Here is an 18,678-nt window from a genome sequence, read left to right as displayed (position 1 = left end):
CGGATGCCGCGGCCGGCGGCTGACGCTGCCGCTACCGCTACGACACCTCGTCGGCGAACACCTCGCCTGCGATCCGGAACGCGGTGTTGGCGGCGGGCACGCCCGAGTAGATCGCGGACTGCAGGATGACCTCCTTGATCTCGTCGATCGTGAGGCCGTTGCGTCGGGCCGCGCGCAGGTGCATCGCGAGTTCCTCGTGGTGTCCGTGCGCGATGAGCGAGGTGAGCACGGCCACCGACCGCAGGCGTCGCTCGAGGCCGGGTCGCGACCACACGTCGCCCCACGCCACGCGCGTGATGAAGTCCTGGAAGTCGGCGGTCAGGCTGGTCGCGGCGGCCGTCGCCCGGTCGACGTGCTCGTTCGAGAGCACCTCGCGCCGCACGGTCATGCCCTGCTCGTATCGCTCGCCGTCGGTCAGCCCGTCGCCCTGTGGCCTGGCCATCGCGCTCAGCCCTTCGCCTCGAAGAAGTCACGCAGCAGCTCTGCCGTCTCCTGGGGACGCTCGGCGGGCGGGAGGTGAGCGGCACCCGCGATGCGCTCGAGACGTCCGTCGCGCACGCCGTTCGCGATCTCGGCGGCGGATGCCTCGGGCGTCGCCGTGTCGTGCTCGCCCCACACCGCCAGCACCGGAGCGGTGATCTCGGCGAGCCGGTCGCGCACGTCGAACTCGGCGAGCGCATCGCAGCACGCCGCATAGCTCTCGTCGTCGGCGTCCTGCAGCACGTGCAGCAGGCGGCCGGTGAGGTCGGGCTCGCGCTCGATCGCGCCGGGCGCGAACCAGACCTCCGCGGAGGGGATGATGCGCACCGACGTGCTCTGCGCCCGCACCTGCTCGGCCCGCTCATGCCACGTCTCGGTTTCGCCGATCTTCGGCCCCGAGCAGACGATCGCCGCCGCCTTCACGACCTCGGGATGCCGCAGCAGCAGCTCGAGACCCACCGCACCACCGAGCGACACGCCCGCGTACAGGAATGGCTTCGAACCTCCGACCGCCTGGGCGACCGCGTCGGCGAGCTCGCCGACGGTGAACGGCTCGGTCGCCGGACGTGCTCGACCGTGCCCGGGCAGGTCCCACGCGACGACGCGATACCGGTCGGAGAGGAGGGGAATGACCTGTTCCCAGAGGATCGAGGAGGTGCCGATCGACGGTCCCAGCACGACGAGCGGCGCGCCGGCCGGACCGAACTCCTGGGTGAGGGCGATGGGCGGGACGGTCATGGGGTGTCCTCCGGTCGAGCCGGCTGCCCGCCGGCGTGCGAGATGCCTGCGACGCCCACGGCGTCGTCGATGAATCGGGCGGCGAGCCCGGTGTAGTTCGCAGGGTCGAGCAGCGCGTCGACGTCGAGGTCGGCGGCCTCGGGAAGCGCCCGCACGAGCGCGGCCAAGTCGTCGCCGTCCCCGTCGGCGTCGCCCCGGCCGGCCGCAGCGACGAGCGCCGCCAACCGGTCGCGTCCGATGCGCGGGCCGAGCACGAGCGAGAGTCGTTCGGCGACGATGAGTCCTCGAGACAGCGTGAGGTTGCGAGCGACGGCCTCGCGGTCGACCGTGAGGCCCTCGACGAGTCGCGCCGCCTGCGCCGTCGCACCGAGCGCGAGTCGCAGCAGTTCGCGGAGCGTCGGCCACTCGGCATGCCAGGCGCCGTCGGGTCGTTCGTCGACCGCGGTGGCGGCGGCGAGGTGCAGCGTGGCGGCCAGCTGCGGGGCGCGCAGTGCGGCCGAGCGGATGAGCACGGCGGCCGCGGGGTTCTGCTTCTGCGGCATCGCGGATGACCCGCCGCCGACGCCCTCGGCGAGCTCGCCGATCTCGGTGCGGCTGAGGGTCGCGACATCCGCCGCGATGACGCCGACCGCATCGGTGGCCGCCGTGAGGGCGTCGCCGAGCTCGGTGACGGGCCACCTGGTGGTGTGCCACGGCGCCTCGGGAGCGGCGAGCCCGAGCGAGGCGGCGAACCGCTCGGCCAGCCGCCCCGCGGCATCCGGCCCCGCGACCTCGACGAACGACGCCATGGTTCCGCCGGCGCCGCCGAGCTGGGCGGGCAGCTCCTCGATCGCCGGCACGAGTCGGTCGGCGCTGCGGCGGACGCCCCGGAGCCACGCCGCCGCCCGCAGTCCCACGGTCGTGGGCACGGCGTGCTGCGTGAGCGTGCGGGCCGCAGCCACCGTGTCGCGATGCTCCTCGGCGAACGCGGCGAGCGCGCGCTCGGTCGCACGCAGCGCGGCGGCCACGTGCGTCGCCGCCCGGTACGCCGTGAGCATGAGCGCGGAGTCGAGGATGTCCTGGCTCGTCGCGCCGCGGTGCACCCACAGTCGGGCGTCGTCGGGCACCCGCTCCTTCAGCATGACCACCAGCGGTATGACCGGGTTGCCACCCGAGACGGATGCCTCGGCCAGCGCCACGACGTCGACGCCGTGTCCGCGGCACGGCTGGCCGGGGCCGACCCATCCGAGCGCCGACTCGACCGCGTCGGCGACGGCGCGGGGGGCCGTGCCGACGTCGGCGTAGGCGCGCACGAGCGCGACTTCGGCGGCCACGAGTGCGTCGAGCACCGCGGCATCCGTCACCTCCGCGTCGTGGCCGACGGCCACCGGCGCGAGCAGACCCACGTCGAGCGCGCTGGGCGCCTCGTCGGGGAATGCGTCAGAAGGCAATGAACACGGTCTCCTTCTCGCCCTGCAACCGGATGTCGTGGTGCAGGTTGCCGTCGGGCGTGCGCGTTGCGATGAGCGTAGCGCGCTCGTCCGGCGTGAGCGAGGAGAGGAACGGGTCGGCGTCGAGGAGGTCCTGGTCGTCGGGCAGGTAGATGCGCGTGTGCAGCTTGTCGGGAAGGCCCCTGGCGAACACGATCGCGGCGAAGAACGGCGCCTTGCCGTCGACCGGCCCGGGGTTCACCGTCCAGAACGAGAAGGCGCCCTCGTCGGTGGTGGCGGACCGGCCGAAGCCCGTGAACGTGAAGTCGTCACGACGGTGCGATCCGCGGCCGCGAGGGATGTTGCCCTCGGCGTCGGCGCTCCAGATCTCGACGAACGAGTCGGGGATCGGCTGGCCGGCGCCATCGTAGACGGTGCCCGAGAGTCGAATCGAGTTGGGGCTGTGTGGAAATGCCACCTCGTTCATCTTCTCGTACACGGTGCCGAACGCGAAGAACGGGCCGACGGTCTGGCCGGGCGTCTTCTCGTGCGTCTTCGGGCCGAGGTCGCGCTCGGTGCGGGTGGTCATCAGTGCTCTCCCTCGGGCTCGAACCACGTGGCATCCGGACCGTCGACGACGATGTCCCAGCGGTAGCCCATCGAGAACTCGGGCACCGTGAGGTCGTGGTCGTACTGCCCGACCAGCGCGTCGCGATCCTTCTGGCGCGGAATGGTGTTGTAGATCGGATCGAGCGCGAAGAGCGGGTCGCCCGGGAAGTACATCTGCGTCACGATCCGCTGCGTGAAGCCCGAACCGAAGATCGAGAAGTGGATGTGGGCAGGGCGCCACGCGTTGACGTGGTTCTTCCACGGGTAGGGCCCGGGCTTGATGCTCGTGAACTTGTACTCGCCGTTGTCGTTCGTGATCATGCGACCCGCGCCCGTGAAGTTCGGGTCGAGCGGCGCCGGGTGCTGGTCGCGCTGGTGGATGTAGCGACCGGCCGCATTCGCCTGCCACACCTCGATGAGCTGGTTGCGAATCGGACGGCCCCACGAGTCCAGGAGGCGCCCCTCGACCGTGATGCGTTCGCCCTGCGGCTCACCGGAGTGCTGCAGCGTCAGGTCGGCCTCGATGGCCGCGACGTCGCGCTGGCCGTAGGCCGGCGACCACAACTCGATCGACTCGGGGTCGACGAGTCGCGGGTTCTTGGTCGGGTGGCGCAGGATGCTCGAGCGGTAGGGCGGGAAGTTCCAGAGCGTCGAGGGCACGTGCTCGCCCTCGCCCTCGCGTCGCTCGTACTCACCGTGCAGGTCGCGGATCTCCTGCGTGATCTGGTTCTGCGTCGCCTGATCGGGTGCTGCGAGCAGCTCCTCGGGCGCCGCCGCCGTCTTGTTCGTGGTCATGGGTCTCCTTCGACTGTCACCCGCGGCTGGTGGCTTCATCCAGCGTGACATCCGAGGCACCCTCGGTCGGTTCCGATTCTCACTCAGTGGGAATGAATCAGGATCCGCCCGCACGCAGCGTCTTCGTGAGGTCCTTCGCCGCCTGGGCGACCAGCGGGCCGAGATGTCGCTCATCGGCACGGCTGAGGTGCGCGACGACGCCGACGGCGGCAGAGGGCAGACCATCGACGCGACCGAGCGGCGCCGCGACCGAGAGGTTGCCGAGCGTCATCTCCTCTCGTGTGGTGGCGTAGCCGCGGGTGCGGGCGCGTTCGAGGTCGGTGCGCAGCTCGTCGTGCGAGGTGATCGAGTGGGTCGTCTCCCGCTCCAGCGGCACCGAGAGGAACCGGGCGAGCCATGCCTCGTCGCGGGTCATGAGCAACGCCTTGCCGACGCCGGTGGTGTGCAGCGGATGCCTCCCGCCCATGCGACCCAGCGTCGGGATCGATCCCTGCCCCGTGAGCCGCCCCACGAACAACGCGGTCGCCGTCTCGGGCGTCGGCGCGTCGAGCACGGCGAGGTGCACGTTCTCGCCGGTGGCCTCGTAGAGGCGCATCATGTGCGGGAGCGCGGTCTCGCGGAGCCGGAGCGACAGCGGCGAGAGCTCGCCGAGCTCCCAGAGCCGGGCCCCGATCGTGTAGGCGTGGCCGGACACGCGCATGACGAGCCCGAATCCCACGAGCTGGGCGAGCAGCCGATGCATGGTCGAGGTCGGGGTGCCGGTGAGCGCGGCGAGCTGCGCGGCCGTGAGCACCGGCTCCTCCTCGGTGAAGCAGCTCAGCACGCGCACCGCGCGGGCCAGCACGCCCTCGGCCGGCTCCGGTTCGCCTGCCCGAGTGTCCTCGTCGCCGTCGCTCACGGTACCCACGGTACCCACGCCCGCCGAGCGTGAGACGCTGAGGGCATGGCGAACTCACCATCCGGTGACTCCACGATCGACCGGCTCGTGCGGATCCTCGAGACCTTCTCCACCGATCGCACCGTGCAGACCGGCGCCGAGATCGGGCGGCGTGCCGGGCTGCCGTCGTCGACCGCGCATCGGATCGTCGACGACCTCGTCGCTGCGGGCCTGCTCGAACGCGACGAGCACCACCGGGTCCGGCTCGGCATGCGGCTGTGGGAGCTCGCGTTACGCGGCTCTCGCGCACTCCGGCTCCGCCAGGCCGCGCTCCCCTTCATGGAGCGCGTGCAGGCGCGCATTCGCGAGCACACTCAGCTCGCCGTGCTCGAGCAGGACGAGGCGCTGTTCCTCGAGCGGCTCTCGTCGCCGACCTCGGGCGCCAACATCACGCGCGTCGCGGGCCGCCTTCCGCTGCACGCGTCGTCGTCTGGACTCGTGCTCCTGGCGTACGCCGACGCCGACGTCGTCGAGCGGGTCTTCGCGACACCGCTCCAAGCGGTGTCGGCCGAGACGATCACGGATGCCGCGGTCCTCCGCCGCACGCTCGCCGACGTGCGGCGGCGCGGGCACGTCGTCTCGCCCGGGTCGATCGAACGCGTGTCCACCGGGGTCGCCGTGCCGGTGCGCGACGAGCGGGGACGCGTCATCGCAGCGTTGTCCGTGGTGCTCCCCCGCGACTCGGGCGCGGAGGCGGCGGCGATCGAGGAGCTGACCGCGGCGTCCGCGGGGATCACCAAAGTGCTGTCGCGCCGACGCGAGTGACTTCGTTTCCCGATCAATGGGAAGGCGGTCGGCGCGGCCCGGATTCCATCGCACACTGGACGGCGACATCCGCATGCCCCCACGCTCGTCGAAGGAGACGCCATGACCGACGCCGTCCGCACCCGGGTCGCCATCATCGGAGCCGGCCCCGCCGGTCTCTTCCTCTCGCACCTGCTCGGGTCGGCGGGCATCGAGTCCATCGTCATCGACCAGCGCTCGCGCGAGGAGATCGAACACACGATCCGCGCCGGCATCCTCGAGCACGGCACCGCCGAGGTGCTCGCCGCCACGGGGGCATCCGACCGAGTCATGACGGCCGGCCATCGCCACGACGGCATCGAACTCCGCTTCGGGGGTGAGGGCCACCGCATCGACTTCGAGGCGCTGACCGGCCGCGGCGTGTGGCTCTACCCCCAGCACGAGGTGCTCATCGACCTCATCGCCGTGCGCCTCGCCGCCGGCCAGGACCTCAGGTTCGGGGTGACGGCGGTCAGCGTCGAGGGCGCCGACACGGAGCGGCCGACGGTGCACGCGACCACGGCCGACGGCGAGCCGCTCGTGATCGAGGCCGACTTCGTCGTCGGCGCCGACGGCTCGCGCAGTGTCGCCCGCACCGCGGTGACGGGGTCCACCACTGGAGGTTACTTCCGCGAATATCCGTTCGCATGGTTCGGGATCCTCTGCGAGGCACCGCCGAGCGCACCCGAGCTCATCTACAGCAACTCGCCGAACGGCTTCGCCCTGATCAGCCAGCGCAGCGCCACGGTGCAGCGCATGTACTTCCAGTGCGACCCCGAGATCGACCCCGAGTCGCTCAGCGAGCGTGAGATCTGGGACGACCTGCAGGCGCGCGTCGACGGGCACGAGCTCATCGAAGGCCCGATCTTCCAGCGCGACGTGCTGCGCTTCCGCAGCTTCGTGGCCCACGAGCTCCGCCGCGGCCGTGTCGCGCTCGTCGGCGACGCCGCGCACACCGTGCCGCCCACGGGCGCCAAGGGCATGAACCTCGCCGTGGCCGACGTGCTCCTGCTCGACCGCGCCCTGCGCGCGCTCCTGCTCGAGAACGACGAGCGGCCGCTCGACGCCTACGCCGAGGCCGCCCAGCGCCGCATCTGGAAGGCGCAGCACTTCTCCTGGTGGATGACGAGCATGCTCCACGTGGCACCGGACGCCTCGGACTTCGACCGCCTGCGCCAGGCCGGCGAGCTCCGCTCGGTCGTCGATTCCGAGGCCGGCCGCCGCTACCTCGCCGAGGCGTACACGGGATGGCCCTTCGAGACCGAACTCTGAGCACCGCTCGTCGCCTCGGCGCTTCAGTCGAACGACGAGAGCAACTCCCGCCGGACCACCGCAGCGCTCCACCACCCCAACAGAGCACCCGCGACCGTGTCCGAGATGTGGTGCTGCCCGCGGTAGATCCGTGAGAACGCGATGCCGACGGGAATCCCGTACCGCAGCACGTGCCCGAGGACCCGGGCGCCGCCGACTCCGTGGCGGTCGAGCAGGTCGGCGAGCGTGGTGTGGATCGCGACGGCTGCCGCCGTGTGCCCGGACGGGAACGACGACGTTGCGTGTGGCTTCTCCGGCCGCCATACGCCCCGGGGCCGCGGCCGGCCGACGAGGGCAGCGGCCGCGACGAAGCAGGCGGTCTCGAGCGCGAGCGCCGCGCCGGGCGCGACGGCGGATCGGCGGTCGTGCGTCAGCCACCAGGCCACGCCGCACCAGAACGTCCCGTTCGCGATCGTCTGCGGCACCCCCGAGTACCACGAGAGCGGCTGGGTCGCCCGATCGAGCAGCTCGCGACGCTTGAGCGGGTCGAGCGGCGCGCCGTCGTCGGCGTGCCGGTGGCCGAACGCGGACTGGAGCGCGCGTACTGTTCGGTCCTCCCGGGGGTCGTCGCCCCCGATGAGCCGTACGGCCCAACCGGCGGCGCCGAGCATCGCGATCGCTCCGAGTCCCGAGTGGACGAACGGGCGGAGGATCGGACGCATGCCCGCAGCCTATTGGCCCCGCAGCCTCTTGGCGCAGGGCCGGCCGCCGCGCACGGAGCGACCCCGCCGAGTCGATCCTGGAGGCTCGCGACGCAGGACGTGTGGTGCGCGAGGGGGGACTTGAACCCCCACACCCTTGCGAGTACTGGCACCTGAAGCCAGCGCGTCTGCCAATTCCGCCACTCGCGCACGTGGGGCGCACCGAAGTGCGCCAACCAATCGAGGTTATCACCCCGACGACGCGAATCGCCATTCGGCCGAACGGCAACGCGACCCTTCGGGATTGCTTCGAGTTCCCCAGCCACTTGCGCTCGCCCCCTCGCACGGGAATAGCATCGATCAGCGGGTCCGCTGCCCCGACCGACACGACGAGAGGACGGCCGTGACCTCGCCCGACGACACCCGTGATTCCATGACTTCCCCCACTGATTCAACCCAGCCCACCGAGCCCACCCGGGAGAGCGCGCCCACGCGGCCCGCCTCGCCCCGCGACGTCGACCTCACCGGCATCCGCGGCTACCTCTTCGACCTCGACGGCGTGCTCACGCCGACCGCTGTCGTGCACATGCACGCCTGGTCGCGACTCTTCACGCCGTTCCTCGAGCAGCACGGCGCCGAGCCGTACACCGACGCCGACTACTTCGCGCACATCGACGGCAAGCCCAGGTACGACGGCGTGCGCAGCCTCCTCGCGAGCCGCGGCATCGTCGTGCCCGAGGGAGATGTGACCGACGGGGCATCCGAAGACACCGTGCACGGCCTCGGCAACCGCAAGAACGACGCCTTCAACGCCACCCTCGCCGAGGAGGGCGTCGAGGCCTATCCCGCGAGCGTCGCGTTCCTCGATGCGGTGCAGGCGAGCGGATGCCACGTGGCCGTCGTCTCGAGCTCGAAGAACGCGCCCGCCGTGCTCGCGGCCGCCGGCCTCGCCGACCGGTTCGAGGTCGTCGTCGACGGCACCGTGGCCGCGCGCGACGGGCTCCCCGGCAAGCCCGAGCCCGACACGTTCGAGCGCGCCGCGGAGCTCCTCGGCCTGCCGACCACCGTCTGCGCGGTCGTCGAGGACGCCGAGTCGGGTGTGAAGGCCGGCGCCGCGGGCGAGTTCGGCATCGTCATCGGCGTCGATCGCGGCGTCGGTCGCCACACCCTCGCCGAGCTCGGGGCCGACGTGATCGTCGACGAGCTCGACGAGCTGATCCCCGCCGTGGATCGCGCTGCGGCGGCATCCGACACCCCCGACGCAGCCCCCGGCAGCACCCGAGAGGAACCCGCATGAGGTTCGCCGACCACGACCCGCTGAACCGCACGCGGTTCCCGATCGACGAGTGGGCGCTCGTCGAGCACGAGTTCGGCGTCGACGACATGGGGCGCACCGAGACCCTGTTCACCGTGGGCAACGGCTACCTCGGGTTCCGCGGCAACGTCGAGGAGGGCCGCGACGGCCACTACCACGGCACGTTCGTGAACGGGTTCCACGAGACGTGGCCGATCCGCCACGCCGAGGAGGCGTTCGGCTTCGCGCGCGTCGGGCAGACGATCGTGAACGTCCCCGACGCCAAGGTGATCCGCCTCTACGTCGACGACGAGCCGCTCGTGCTCACCGAGGCCGAACTCCTCTCCTATGAGCGGCGCCTCGACTTCCGGCTCGGGGCGCTCAGCCGCTCGATCGAGTGGCGCACGCCGTCGGGCAAGCGCGTGCTCATCACGAGCCGGCGCATGGTGTCGTTCACCGACCGGCACCTCGCCGTGCTCGACTACGAGGTGGAACTGCTCGACGCGGATGCCGCGGTCACCATCACGAGCCATATCCTGAACCGCCAGGACGGGCGCGACGAGTACCGCTCGGGTGTGCCTGAGACGGTCGGCGTGTTCGATCCGCGTCAGGCGGAGCAGTTCAACGAGCGCGTGCTGCAACCCCGATTCAAGCGCGCCGAGAACGCCAGGTACGTGCTCGGGTACCAGACCACCAACTCGGGCATGACGATCGCGATCGGCGCCGAGCACTCGATCGCCACCGAGAACGCGTACACGGAGTCGGGGTCGGTCGGCGACGACCTCGCGAAGCACAGCTACCGGGTGCACGCGCGGCGCGGCATGCCGATCCGCATCACCAAGACGATCAGCTACCACACCGCGCGCAGGGTGCCTGCCCGCGAGCTGGTCGATCGCTGCGATCGCACGCTCGATCGTGCCGCCGAACTCGGCGTCGCCGAGGTGTTCGCGCAGCAGCGCGCCTGGCTCGACGATTTCTGGAACCGCTCCGACGTCGAGGTCGAGGCGCAACCGTCGATCCAGCAGGCCACGCGGTGGAACCTGTTCCAGCTCGCGCAGGCCACCGCCCGCACCGACGGCGGCGGCGTTGCGGCGAAGGGCGTGACTGGCACCGGATACGGCGGCCACTACTTCTGGGACAGCGAGATCTACGTCCTCCCGTTCCTCACCTATACGGCGCCGATCGTCGCGCGGAACGCGCTGCGGTTCCGGCAGCGGATGCTGGAGCCCGCCCGTTCCCGGGCCATGGAGCTCAACCAGCACGGCGCACTGTTCCCCTGGCGCACGATCAACGGGCAGGAGTCCTCGGCGTACTACGCGGCGGGCACTGCGCAGTACCACATCGACGCCGACATCTCGTATGCGCTGTGCCAGTACGTCGCCGCCACCGGCGATGAGGACTTCCTCGGCCGCGGGGCGATCGACATCCTCGTCGAGACCGCACGGATGTGGGAGGACCTCGGCTTCTGGCGGTCGAACGCCGACGACGTGTTCCACATCCACGGCGTGACCGGGCCCGACGAGTACACCACGGTCGTGAACGACAACCTCTACACGAACGTCATGGCACGGGCGAACCTCGCCGCCGCCGCGGCCGCGGTCGACAACCTGCAGCTGCTCGATCCGATCGCCTACCACCGGCTCGTCGAGCGCCTCGGGGTCACGCCCGGCGAGGTCGCGAGCTGGCGCCGCGCGGCCGCGCACATGCACATCCCCTTCGACGAGCAGCTCGGCATCCACCCGCAGGACTCCGCGTTCCTGCAGAAGGAGCTGTGGGACCTCGAGAACACCCCCGAGGATCGCCGCCCACTCCTCCTGCACTACCACCCGCTCGTCATCTACCGATTCCAGGTGCTCAAGCAGGCCGACGTCGTCCTCGCGCTCTACCTGCAGGGCGACCGGTTCTCCACCGAGGCGAAGCGCGCGAACTTCGAGTACTACGATCCGCTGACGACCGGCGACTCGACGCTCTCGGCGGTCGTGCAGTCGATCATCGCGGCCGAGGTCGGCTACCACGAGCTCGCCATCCGGTACTTCCGCGCGGCCCTGTTCGTCGACCTGGCCGATCTGCACCACAACGCGGCCGACGGCGTGCACGTGGCGTCCACCGGTGGCGTCTGGAGCGCCCTGGTGTCGGGCTTCGGCGGATTCCGCGACCACAACGGCGTCTTCACGTTCGACCCGCGTCTTCCCGACGACTGGACCCGCATCACGTTCCGCATCACGCTGCGCGGGGCGCGCCTCCGCGTCACGCTCGTGCCCGAGTCGATCTCGTTCACGGTCGAGACGGGCGACGAGGCGCACGTGCGCGTGCGCGGCACCGACGTGGTCGTGAGCGCCGGCGCTCCCCTGACCGTGCCGCTGGAAGGACACGGGCCGCGGCTGTACGGGGCTCCCACGATGCGGGATGTCACCGGATCCCGGCGCGCCGACGGCACCCTGCTCACCGCGTCGCTGCCGACGCTCTCGCTCGACGTCGACGAGGAGGAATTGCCCCTGTCGGTGGACTGAGCGCGAGGCTTCACAGCCGCTCGGGCTACCATGTCACACAATCACGGATACCGGATCGGGAGACCTGTGGGCCTACTGGACAACTTCGAGAAGGGTTTGGAGCGCGCCGTCAACGGCGCCTTCGCGAAGACCTTCCGTTCGGGGCTGCAGCCCGTCGAGATCACCGCGGCACTCAAGCGCGAGATCGACACGAAGGCGGCGGTCGTCTCACGCGACCGCGTGCTCGTGCCGAACACCTTCGCGGTGCGGATGTCGCCGGCCGATCACGACCGCATGGCCGGCCTCGGTCCCGCCCTCATCGACGAGCTCACCGACCTCGTGCAGAAGCACGCCGCGACCCAGCGCTTCCAGTTCGCGGGCGGCATCTCGATCACCCTGCAGTCCGACCCCGGCCTCGCCGAGGGCATGGTGCAGGTCGACTCCCGCAACGTGAAGGGGCAGGTCGCCTGGACCCCGGTCCTCGACGTCAACGGCGCCCGCCATCCCATCCTCAAGGGCCGCACGGTCATCGGCCGCGGCAGCGAGGCCGACCTCACCCTCGACGACTCGGGGGCGTCCCGCCGCCACGCCGAGGTGCAGTGGGACGGCTCACGGGCCCGGGTGCGCGACCTCGGGTCCACCAACGGCACGCAGCTCAACGGCGCCGCGGTGAAGGATGCGGTGCTCGAACCCGACTCCGTCATCACGATCGGCCGCACCCGCATCGTGTTCCGAGTGCTGGCCCAGGCATCCGCCCCGGCCGCGGCGCGGCGACCCGACCCGGCCACCGAACGCCACGACGCGGGCGGGTTCTGGGGGCCCGGCGAATGAGTGAACTCACCCTCCTGGTCCTCCAGCTCGGATTCCTCCTGCTGCTCTGGGTCTTCATCTTCGCGATCATCTACTCCCTGCGCAGCGACCTCTTCGGCCAGCGGGTGCGGAAACTCCAACCCGACGCGGCCGCCGCGGCGCCGGTCGCGGCATCCGTGTTCCCGGCCTCGTCCGGTGCCCCCACCGAGGCGGTGTCGCACCCGGCGGCTCCCGCGTCGGGCCCCGGCGGCGAGACGGCGTCGACCGAGAACGCGTCGCGGCTCGTCATCACGAGCGGCGCGCGCGCCGGCGCCGAGTTCCCCCTCGGACGCGACGAGATCACGATCGGCCGATCGAGCGACTCGGCCATCATCATCCGCGACGACTACACCTCGACCCACCACGCCCGGCTCATGCTGTGGAACGGCCGGTGGATGATCCAGGACCTCGACTCCACGAACGGCACGTTCCTCAACGGCTCCCGAGTGACCGTGCCGACCCCGATTCCGCTCGGAGCCACGGTGAAGGTCGGGGCGACCACGTTCGAGCTGCGGCGGTAGCCCATGGCGACGGTCAAGGCGAGCGCGGCGGTCTCGCATGTCGGGCGAATCCGCTCGAACAACCAGGATTCCGGCTACGCGGGTCGACGGCTCTTCCTCGTCGCCGACGGCATGGGCGGTCACGCGGGCGGCGATGTGGCGAGCGCCATCGCGACGACCCGCATCGCTGAAGCCGACGCCGATTACTCCTCGGCACCGGATGCCGCGGCCGCCCTCGAGGGCGCCCTGATCGCCGCCAACCGCCAGCTCGCCGAGACCGTTGCCGGGCACTCCGAGCTCACCGGCATGGGTACCACGGTGAGCGCCCTGCTCGTGCAGGGCGACCGCGTCGTGATCGCGCACATCGGCGACTCCCGCATCTACCTGCTGCGCTCCGGCGAGCTCAGCCAGATCTCCACCGACCACACCTTCGTGCAGCGACTCGTCGACGCCGGGCGCATCACCGCCGAGGAGGCGATGGTGCATCCGCGCCGCTCGGTGCTCATGCGCGTGCTGGGCGACGTGGAGAGCTCCCCCGAGATCGACTCGATGGTGCTCGACGCGCGCCCCGGCGACCGGTGGATGCTCTGCTCCGACGGCCTCTCGGGCGTCGTGTCGTTCGACGAGCTGCACGAGTACCTGTCGGCGGATGCCGGTGCGAAACAGGTCGCGGACCGCCTCGTGAAGGCCTCCCTCGACGGCGGCGCCCCCGACAACGTCACGGTCGTGGTCGTCGACATCGGCGAACCGGCCGCACCCGCCACGCCTCCGCTCGTCGTGGGCTCGGCGGCGGCCCCGCTGGCGTTCGGCGCTGCGGCGGAGGCACCGCGAGTCCGAGGCATCCGCCTGGCTCCGTTCCGGCCCCACCCGGTGCAGGAGACGCACTTCGAGCCCGACTCGGCCGACTACTTCGACGAGCTCATCGAGGAGGACGAGCGTCGCCGGCGGAGGCGCCGCGTCATGTGGACCTTCTGGATCGTGCTCCTCATCGGCGCCATCGTGACGACCTTCGTCCTCGGCTACCAGTGGACGCAGACGCGCTACTACGTCGGCGAGTCGAACGGTCGGGTCGCGATCTACCAGGGCATCCAACAGGATCTCGGGCCCGTCTCACTGCACGAGCTGCACACCGAGACCACCATCGACGTGGCCGACCTCCGCACCTACGATCAACAGCGGGTCGAGCAGACCATCAGTGCAGGTTCGTTCTCCGAGGCCTACCGCATCGTGCAGCGACTGGAGGAATCCGTTGACTGACCAGCGAACCGCGGGCGGAGTCTCGACCGGTACGCCGCCCGGCGGCGTCCGGCGGATCCGCCTCCCGCAGCGACTCCGCAACAACGAGCTGTGGCTCCTCGCCCTCGCCTGCCTCATCAACATCGGCGCCCTCCTCCTCGTGCAGCTCGGCGCCATGGGGCGCATCGACACGCAGCTGATCCTGCTCGGCGTCGGCCTCTCGGTGCTCGTGTTCGGCCTGCACATCGCGATGCGCTTCGTGGCTCGCGACGCCGACCCGTTCCTGCTTCCCGTCGCGACCGTGCTCAACGGCCTCGGCATCGCGATGATCTACCGCATCGATATCGCCGACGGCGAAGCCGGCTGGGAGAGCGCGTCGGTGCGTCAGATCGTGTGGAGCGCGATCGCGATCGTGGCCGCCATCGCGACCATCCTGACGCTGCGCAACCACCGCGTGCTGTTCCGCTACACCTATCTCTCGGGCCTCGTGGCCATCGTCCTCCTGCTCCTCCCCCTCATGCCCGGCATCGGTCGGGAGGTGAGCGGCGCGAGGGTGTGGATCGGCATCGGCGACGTGGCGACGTTCCAGCCCGGTGAGATCGCGAAGATCGCCCTCGCGGTGTTCTTCGCGGGTTACCTCGTGCGAAACCGGGACTCGCTGTCGATGGTCGGTCGGACCGTCCTCGGCATGCGGTTCCCGCGCGCACGCGACCTCGGTCCGCTGCTCGTCGTGTGGGCACTGTCGATGGCCGTCATCGTGTTCCAGCGCGACCTCGGCACAGCCCTGCTCTACTTCGGCCTGTTCCTCGTCATGCTCTACGTGGCGACCAGCCGGCTGTCGTGGGTCGTGCTCGGTCTCAGCCTCTTCATCGGCGGCGCCATCGTCGCGAGCCAGACGCTCGACTACGTGGGCAACCGCTTCGCGAACTGGCTCGACCCGTTCAACCCCGAGCGGTTCGACCAGGACTTCGGCGGAAGCTACCAGCTCGTGCAGGGCCTGTTCGGGCTCGCGAACGGCGGGTTGATCGGCACGGGCTGGGGGCAAGGGCGGCCCGACATCACGCCCGTCCCGCAGAGCGACTACATCATCGCCAGCCTCGGCGAGGAGCTGGGGCTGGCCGGTGTCTTCGCGATCCTCGCCCTGTACGTGCTGTTCGTCGCCCGTGGGTTCCGCATCGGGTTCGCCGGGCAGGACGACTTCGGCAAGCTCCTCGGAGTGGGTCTCGCCTTCGTGATCGCCCTGCAGGTCTTCATCGTCGTCGGCGGCGTCACACGCGTGATCCCCCTCACGGGCCTCACGACGCCGTTCCTCGCGGCCGGCGGCTCGTCGCTCGTCGCGAACTGGATCATCGTGGCGCTGCTGCTCCGACTGTCCGATACCGTGCGCAACCATCCGAGGCTGGTGATCGACGGATGAACCGAGAGCTCAAGCGCGTGACGATCGTCGCGCTCCTCATGTTCCTCACCCTGTTCGTCTCGACGACGATCATCCAGTACGTGCAGGCCGAAGCCCTGTCCGCCGACCCGCGCAACTCCCGCACGCTCTACGAGAGCTACTCCGTCGAGCGCGGGCCGATCCTCGTCGACGGCACGCCGATCGCGTTCTCCGAGCCATCCGACGACGACTACAAGTTCCAGCGCGTGTACGCGAACGGACCGCTCTACGCGCCCATCACCGGGTACATCCCCGTGAACGGCGAGTCCACCGGGCTCGAGCACGCGCTGAACTCGTACCTCAGCGGCCAGTCGTCGAGTCAGTTCTTCGACCAGCTCAACCGACTCATCTCCGGGCAGGACCCGATGGGGGCATCCGTCGAGGTCGCCATCGATCCGGTGGCGCAGCGGGCCGCGTGGGATGCTTTGGGCGATTACAGCGGCGCGGTGATCATGACCGAGCCCGCCACCGGGCGCATCCTCGCCATGGTGTCGAAGCCGACCTTCGATCCCAACGGGCTCGCCGTCCACGACGGCTCCCAGGTGCAGGCGACCTACGAGGGACTCCTCGCGGACCCTGCCGACCCCCTGTTCAACCGGGCGATCGGCGGCGACATGAACCCTCCGGGCTCGGTGTTCAAGCTCGTCGTCACCGCGGCGGCGCTCGAGTCAGGTCGCTACACCCCGCAGTCGACGTTCCCGAACCCGGCGTCGCTGACGCTGCCGGGCACCAGCTCGGTCGTGCGCAACTCCAGCGGCGGCTCATGCGGCGGCGGAGCCGAGGTCACGCTCGCCGACGCACTGCGGTTGTCGTGCAACATCCCCTTCGCAGAGCTCGGCATGGAGCTCGGCGATGCCGCCATCCGGGAACAGGCCGAGAAGTTCGGCTTCAACTCGGCGTTCGAGACCCCGACCCCCACCGAGACCAGCGTCTACCCGCGGGTGCTCGACCAGCCGCAGACCGGACTCAGCGCCTTCGGCCAGAGCGACGTGCGGGCGACCCCCCTGCAGATGGCCATGGTCTCGGCCGCGATCGCCAACGGAGGCATCGTCATGAACCCCAATCTGGTGGACGCGATCACGGCCCCCGACTTCACGCCGCTGCAGGAATTCGAGGCCGCCGAATTCGGCCGCGCGATCAGCGAGGACACGGCCAACACCATGGTGGAGATGATGGTGAACGGCGTCGAAAGCGGTGCCGCGAGTAATGCAAGAATAGACGGCGTCAGCGTGGCCGGTAAGACGGGTACAGCAGAGAACGGAGAGAGTGACCCCTACACTCTCTGGTTCACGGGTTTTGCCCCCGCCGACAGCCCTCAGTATGCGATCACGGTACTCGTGGAGGATGGCGGGGGACTTGGTCAGGAGGGGTTCGGCAATCTCATCGCCGCACCCGTCGCAAAGCAGGTACTAGAGGCGGTGCTGAACAAATGAGACCGAGCGCAGGGCTCACCTTCGGAGGGCGCTACGAGCTGCAGTCGCGGATCGCCATCGGCGGCATGGGCGAGGTGTGGCAGGCGACCGATCTCGTCATCGGCCGTCAGGTGGCGATCAAGATCCTGAAGGACGAGTACCTCGGCGACCCCGGCTTTCTCGAGCGGTTCCGCGCCGAGGCCCGGCACGCCGCGCTCGTGAACCACGAGGGCATCGCGAACGTCTTCGACTACGGCGAGGAGGAGGGCAGCGCCTACCTCGTCATGGAGCTCGTGCCCGGCGAGGCGCTCTCGACCATCCTCGAGCGGGAGCACGTGCTCTCGACCGACAAGGTGCTCGACATCGTGGCGCAGACCGCCGGCGCCCTGCAGGCCGCCCACGCCGCGGGCCTCGTGCATCGCGACATCAAGCCCGGCAACCTGCTCATCACGCCCGACGGGCGCGTGAAGATCACCGACTTCGGCATCGCGCGCATCGCCGATCAGGTGCCGCTCACCGCCACCGGCCAGGTCATGGGCACGGTGCAGTACCTCTCACCCGAGCAGGCCTCCGGGCACCCGGCGTCGCCCACCACCGACATCTACTCGCTCGGCATCGTCGCCTACGAGGCGCTCGCGGGTCGTCGGCCGTTCACCGGCGAGTCGCAGGTCGCCATCGCCATGGCCCAGATCAACGAGACGCCGCCCGATCTGCCGGTCACCGTCTCCGAGCCGGTGCGCAACCTCGTCTACGCGTCCATCGCCAAGAACCCGGCCGACCGGCCGCAGTCGGCGGCCCACCTCGCGCGCGCCGCAACGGCACTGCGCCGCGGCGACGTGCAGGCCGCGGCCGCTGCGGTTCCCGCCGTGCTCGGCGCGGTCGGCCTCACCGCCGCGACCATGCTCATGCCCCAGCAGGGCGCCACGGCCGCGACCACGGTGCTGCCCTCGGCGGCAGGCGGATACGCGGCCGGGTCGGCCGCGGGGGTCGGCGCCGGACGCATGACGACCACGGAGACGGTCGACGAGGAGACCGCTGAGCGCAAGCGCAGCCCGTGGACCTGGCCGCTCATCGTGCTCATCGCGCTCCTCGCGATCGTGCTCATCGGCACCATCATCGCGATCGCGATGAACCAGGGCAACGGCGGCGACGACCCGACGTCGACCACGGCGCGGCCGACCTCCACGACGCCGACCACGGCGGCACCCACCACCGCCGCACCGACGACACAGGCGCCGCAGACGATCCAGATCGACCGCAACGCCTACATCGGCATGAACATCGACGAGGCGGCCGCCGAGATCGAGGCGCTCGGTCTGCCCGTCACCCGGCAGGCCGGCGCCGCGGCGACGGAGCCCGGTCTCGCGAACACCGTGTCCGAGGTGAACCCGAGCGGTCCCGTGCAACCCGGCACGACGATCACGCTGACGTACCTCACCGACCCCGTCGCCCCCAGCGCACCGTCCTCGGCACCGACGACCGACACGAATCCGGCCGATGCCGGCTCGCAGGTCACGGTGAAGTGGTCCGCGCAGACCTGCCCCGCGGGGCAGACACTGAGCGGCTACGAGGTGGCTGTCACGGGTGACGCATCCGTTCCGAACAGCCCGGTCTTCGGACCCGGCACCACGAGCGCGCAGATCGACGTCGCCGACACTCCCGACGGATCGTTCGACGTCACCTACCGCTACTTCTGCGGCCAGCTCGACTCGCCGTACTCGCCGCCGCTCACGGTCGACATCAAGCCGTGACGGCTGGCG

17 protein-coding genes and 1 tRNA gene are annotated in these 18,678 nt (G+C 70.5%); 10 read left to right on the top strand and 8 right to left on the bottom strand.

Translation table 11 applies throughout. The features are described 5' to 3' along the window. Positions 1-37 precede the first annotated feature (37 nt). The 6 genes from pcaC to AB0K73_RS03650 all read right to left on the bottom strand — a co-directional run bounded on the left by pcaC (position 38) and on the right by AB0K73_RS03650 (position 4,929). Positions 38-442, bottom strand: a complete 405-nt coding sequence (pcaC, locus tag AB0K73_RS03675) for a 4-carboxymuconolactone decarboxylase (RefSeq protein ID WP_360510552.1) — start codon at positions 440-442, stop codon at positions 38-40. A 5-nt stretch (positions 443-447) separates the two neighbouring features. Continuing rightward, a complete protein-coding gene (locus AB0K73_RS03670) occupies positions 448-1,218 on the bottom strand; it encodes an alpha/beta fold hydrolase (protein WP_360510553.1) in 771 nt (256 codons plus the stop codon). Next, a complete protein-coding gene (locus tag AB0K73_RS03665) occupies positions 1,215-2,648 on the bottom strand; it encodes a lyase family protein (RefSeq protein WP_360510554.1) in 1,434 nt (477 codons plus the stop codon). The genes AB0K73_RS03670 and AB0K73_RS03665 overlap by 4 nt, the downstream gene beginning before the upstream one ends. Next, complete coding sequence (pcaG, locus tag AB0K73_RS03660; protein ID WP_360510555.1) at positions 2,638-3,216, bottom strand: protocatechuate 3,4-dioxygenase subunit alpha; 579 nt, start codon at positions 3,214-3,216, stop codon at positions 2,638-2,640. Before pcaG ends, AB0K73_RS03665 begins: the two co-directional genes overlap by 11 nt. After that, positions 3,216-4,031: a protocatechuate 3,4-dioxygenase subunit beta gene (gene pcaH / locus AB0K73_RS03655; RefSeq protein ID WP_360510556.1), complete on the bottom strand. Its 816-nt coding sequence runs from the start codon at positions 4,029-4,031 to the stop codon at positions 3,216-3,218. Before pcaH ends, pcaG begins: the two co-directional genes overlap by 1 nt. A 97-nt stretch (positions 4,032-4,128) precedes the next feature. Beyond that, positions 4,129-4,929, bottom strand: coding sequence for an IclR family transcriptional regulator (locus AB0K73_RS03650; RefSeq protein ID WP_360510557.1), 801 nt, complete (start codon positions 4,927-4,929; stop codon positions 4,129-4,131). Positions 4,930-4,974: 45 nt separating this feature from the next. Here AB0K73_RS03650 and AB0K73_RS03645 point away from each other — a divergent pair, with 45 nt between their 5' ends. Then, on the top strand, positions 4,975-5,733 hold the full coding sequence (locus AB0K73_RS03645) for an IclR family transcriptional regulator (protein WP_360510558.1): 759 nt from the start codon (positions 4,975-4,977) through the stop codon (positions 5,731-5,733). A 102-nt stretch (positions 5,734-5,835) separates the two neighbouring features. Continuing rightward, positions 5,836-7,023, top strand: coding sequence for a 4-hydroxybenzoate 3-monooxygenase (locus tag AB0K73_RS03640; protein ID WP_360510559.1), 1,188 nt, complete (start codon positions 5,836-5,838; stop codon positions 7,021-7,023). A 23-nt stretch (positions 7,024-7,046) separates the two neighbouring features. Here AB0K73_RS03640 and AB0K73_RS03635 read toward each other — a convergent pair whose 3' ends face one another. Then, positions 7,047-7,724: a phosphatase PAP2 family protein gene (locus AB0K73_RS03635; RefSeq protein ID WP_360510560.1), complete on the bottom strand. Its 678-nt coding sequence runs from the start codon at positions 7,722-7,724 to the stop codon at positions 7,047-7,049. 102 nt (positions 7,725-7,826) lie between these two features. Then, a tRNA-Leu gene (locus AB0K73_RS03630) sits at positions 7,827-7,913 on the bottom strand. A gap of 223 nt (positions 7,914-8,136) precedes the next feature. Here AB0K73_RS03630 and AB0K73_RS03625 point away from each other — a divergent pair. The 8 genes from AB0K73_RS03625 to AB0K73_RS03590 all read left to right on the top strand — a co-directional run bounded on the left by AB0K73_RS03625 (position 8,137) and on the right by AB0K73_RS03590 (position 18,669). Then, positions 8,137-9,000: a beta-phosphoglucomutase family hydrolase gene (locus AB0K73_RS03625; RefSeq protein WP_360510561.1), complete on the top strand. Its 864-nt coding sequence runs from the start codon at positions 8,137-8,139 to the stop codon at positions 8,998-9,000. Then, positions 8,997-11,507, top strand: coding sequence for a glycosyl hydrolase family 65 protein (locus tag AB0K73_RS03620; protein WP_360510562.1), 2,511 nt, complete (start codon positions 8,997-8,999; stop codon positions 11,505-11,507). The genes AB0K73_RS03625 and AB0K73_RS03620 overlap by 4 nt, the downstream gene beginning before the upstream one ends. A 66-nt stretch (positions 11,508-11,573) precedes the next feature. Further along, positions 11,574-12,317, top strand: a complete 744-nt coding sequence (locus AB0K73_RS03615; protein WP_360510563.1) for a DUF3662 and FHA domain-containing protein — start codon at positions 11,574-11,576, stop codon at positions 12,315-12,317. Beyond that, positions 12,314-12,856 carry an FHA domain-containing protein gene (locus tag AB0K73_RS03610; protein ID WP_360510564.1) on the top strand — a complete coding sequence of 181 codons (543 nt, stop codon included), beginning with the start codon at positions 12,314-12,316 and terminating at the stop codon, positions 12,854-12,856. Before AB0K73_RS03615 ends, AB0K73_RS03610 begins: the two co-directional genes overlap by 4 nt. A 3-nt stretch (positions 12,857-12,859) precedes the next feature. Next, the gene (locus AB0K73_RS03605) at positions 12,860-14,092 is read left to right on the top strand and encodes a PP2C family serine/threonine-protein phosphatase (RefSeq protein ID WP_360510565.1); all 1,233 of its coding nucleotides are present in this window, start codon (positions 12,860-12,862) and stop codon (positions 14,090-14,092) included. Further along, the gene (locus AB0K73_RS03600; protein WP_360510566.1) at positions 14,085-15,488 is read left to right on the top strand and encodes an FtsW/RodA/SpoVE family cell cycle protein; all 1,404 of its coding nucleotides are present in this window, start codon (positions 14,085-14,087) and stop codon (positions 15,486-15,488) included. The genes AB0K73_RS03605 and AB0K73_RS03600 overlap by 8 nt, the downstream gene beginning before the upstream one ends. Next, a complete protein-coding gene (locus AB0K73_RS03595; RefSeq protein WP_360510567.1) occupies positions 15,485-16,939 on the top strand; it encodes a penicillin-binding protein 2 in 1,455 nt (484 codons plus the stop codon). The genes AB0K73_RS03600 and AB0K73_RS03595 overlap by 4 nt, the downstream gene beginning before the upstream one ends. Next, a complete protein-coding gene (locus AB0K73_RS03590; protein WP_360510568.1) occupies positions 16,936-18,669 on the top strand; it encodes a protein kinase in 1,734 nt (577 codons plus the stop codon). The genes AB0K73_RS03595 and AB0K73_RS03590 overlap by 4 nt, the downstream gene beginning before the upstream one ends. Positions 18,670-18,678 lie beyond the last annotated feature (9 nt).

Source organism: Agromyces sp. NPDC052230, from assembly GCF_040679595.1.
Classification (GTDB): Bacteria; Actinomycetota; Actinomycetes; order Actinomycetales; family Microbacteriaceae; genus Agromyces.
Note: the sequence above shows the minus strand (reverse complement) of the source record. Positions and strands in the feature narration are given on the sequence as shown.

What these genes read in the sequence shown, in the direction of transcription:
- AB0K73_RS03635 (WP_360510560.1), bottom strand. Translation starts at nt 7,724, where the DNA reads ATGCGTCCGATCCTCCGCCCGTTCGTCCACTCGGGACTCGGAGCGATC.
- AB0K73_RS03610 (WP_360510564.1), top strand. Translation starts at nt 12,314, where the DNA reads ATGAGTGAACTCACCCTCCTGGTCCTCCAGCTCGGATTCCTCCTGCTG.
- AB0K73_RS03625 (WP_360510561.1), top strand. Translation starts at nt 8,137, where the DNA reads ATGACTTCCCCCACTGATTCAACCCAGCCCACCGAGCCCACCCGGGAG.
- pcaC (WP_360510552.1), bottom strand. Translation starts at nt 442, where the DNA reads ATGGCCAGGCCACAGGGCGACGGGCTGACCGACGGCGAGCGATACGAG.
- AB0K73_RS03590 (WP_360510568.1), top strand. Translation starts at nt 16,936, where the DNA reads ATGAGACCGAGCGCAGGGCTCACCTTCGGAGGGCGCTACGAGCTGCAG.
- AB0K73_RS03595 (WP_360510567.1), top strand. Translation starts at nt 15,485, where the DNA reads ATGAACCGAGAGCTCAAGCGCGTGACGATCGTCGCGCTCCTCATGTTC.
- pcaH (WP_360510556.1), bottom strand. Translation starts at nt 4,031, where the DNA reads ATGACCACGAACAAGACGGCGGCGGCGCCCGAGGAGCTGCTCGCAGCA.
- AB0K73_RS03670 (WP_360510553.1), bottom strand. Translation starts at nt 1,218, where the DNA reads ATGACCGTCCCGCCCATCGCCCTCACCCAGGAGTTCGGTCCGGCCGGC.
- AB0K73_RS03640 (WP_360510559.1), top strand. Translation starts at nt 5,836, where the DNA reads ATGACCGACGCCGTCCGCACCCGGGTCGCCATCATCGGAGCCGGCCCC.
- AB0K73_RS03645 (WP_360510558.1), top strand. Translation starts at nt 4,975, where the DNA reads ATGGCGAACTCACCATCCGGTGACTCCACGATCGACCGGCTCGTGCGG.
- pcaG (WP_360510555.1), bottom strand. Translation starts at nt 3,216, where the DNA reads ATGACCACCCGCACCGAGCGCGACCTCGGCCCGAAGACGCACGAGAAG.
- AB0K73_RS03605 (WP_360510565.1), top strand. Translation starts at nt 12,860, where the DNA reads ATGGCGACGGTCAAGGCGAGCGCGGCGGTCTCGCATGTCGGGCGAATC.
- AB0K73_RS03620 (WP_360510562.1), top strand. Translation starts at nt 8,997, where the DNA reads ATGAGGTTCGCCGACCACGACCCGCTGAACCGCACGCGGTTCCCGATC.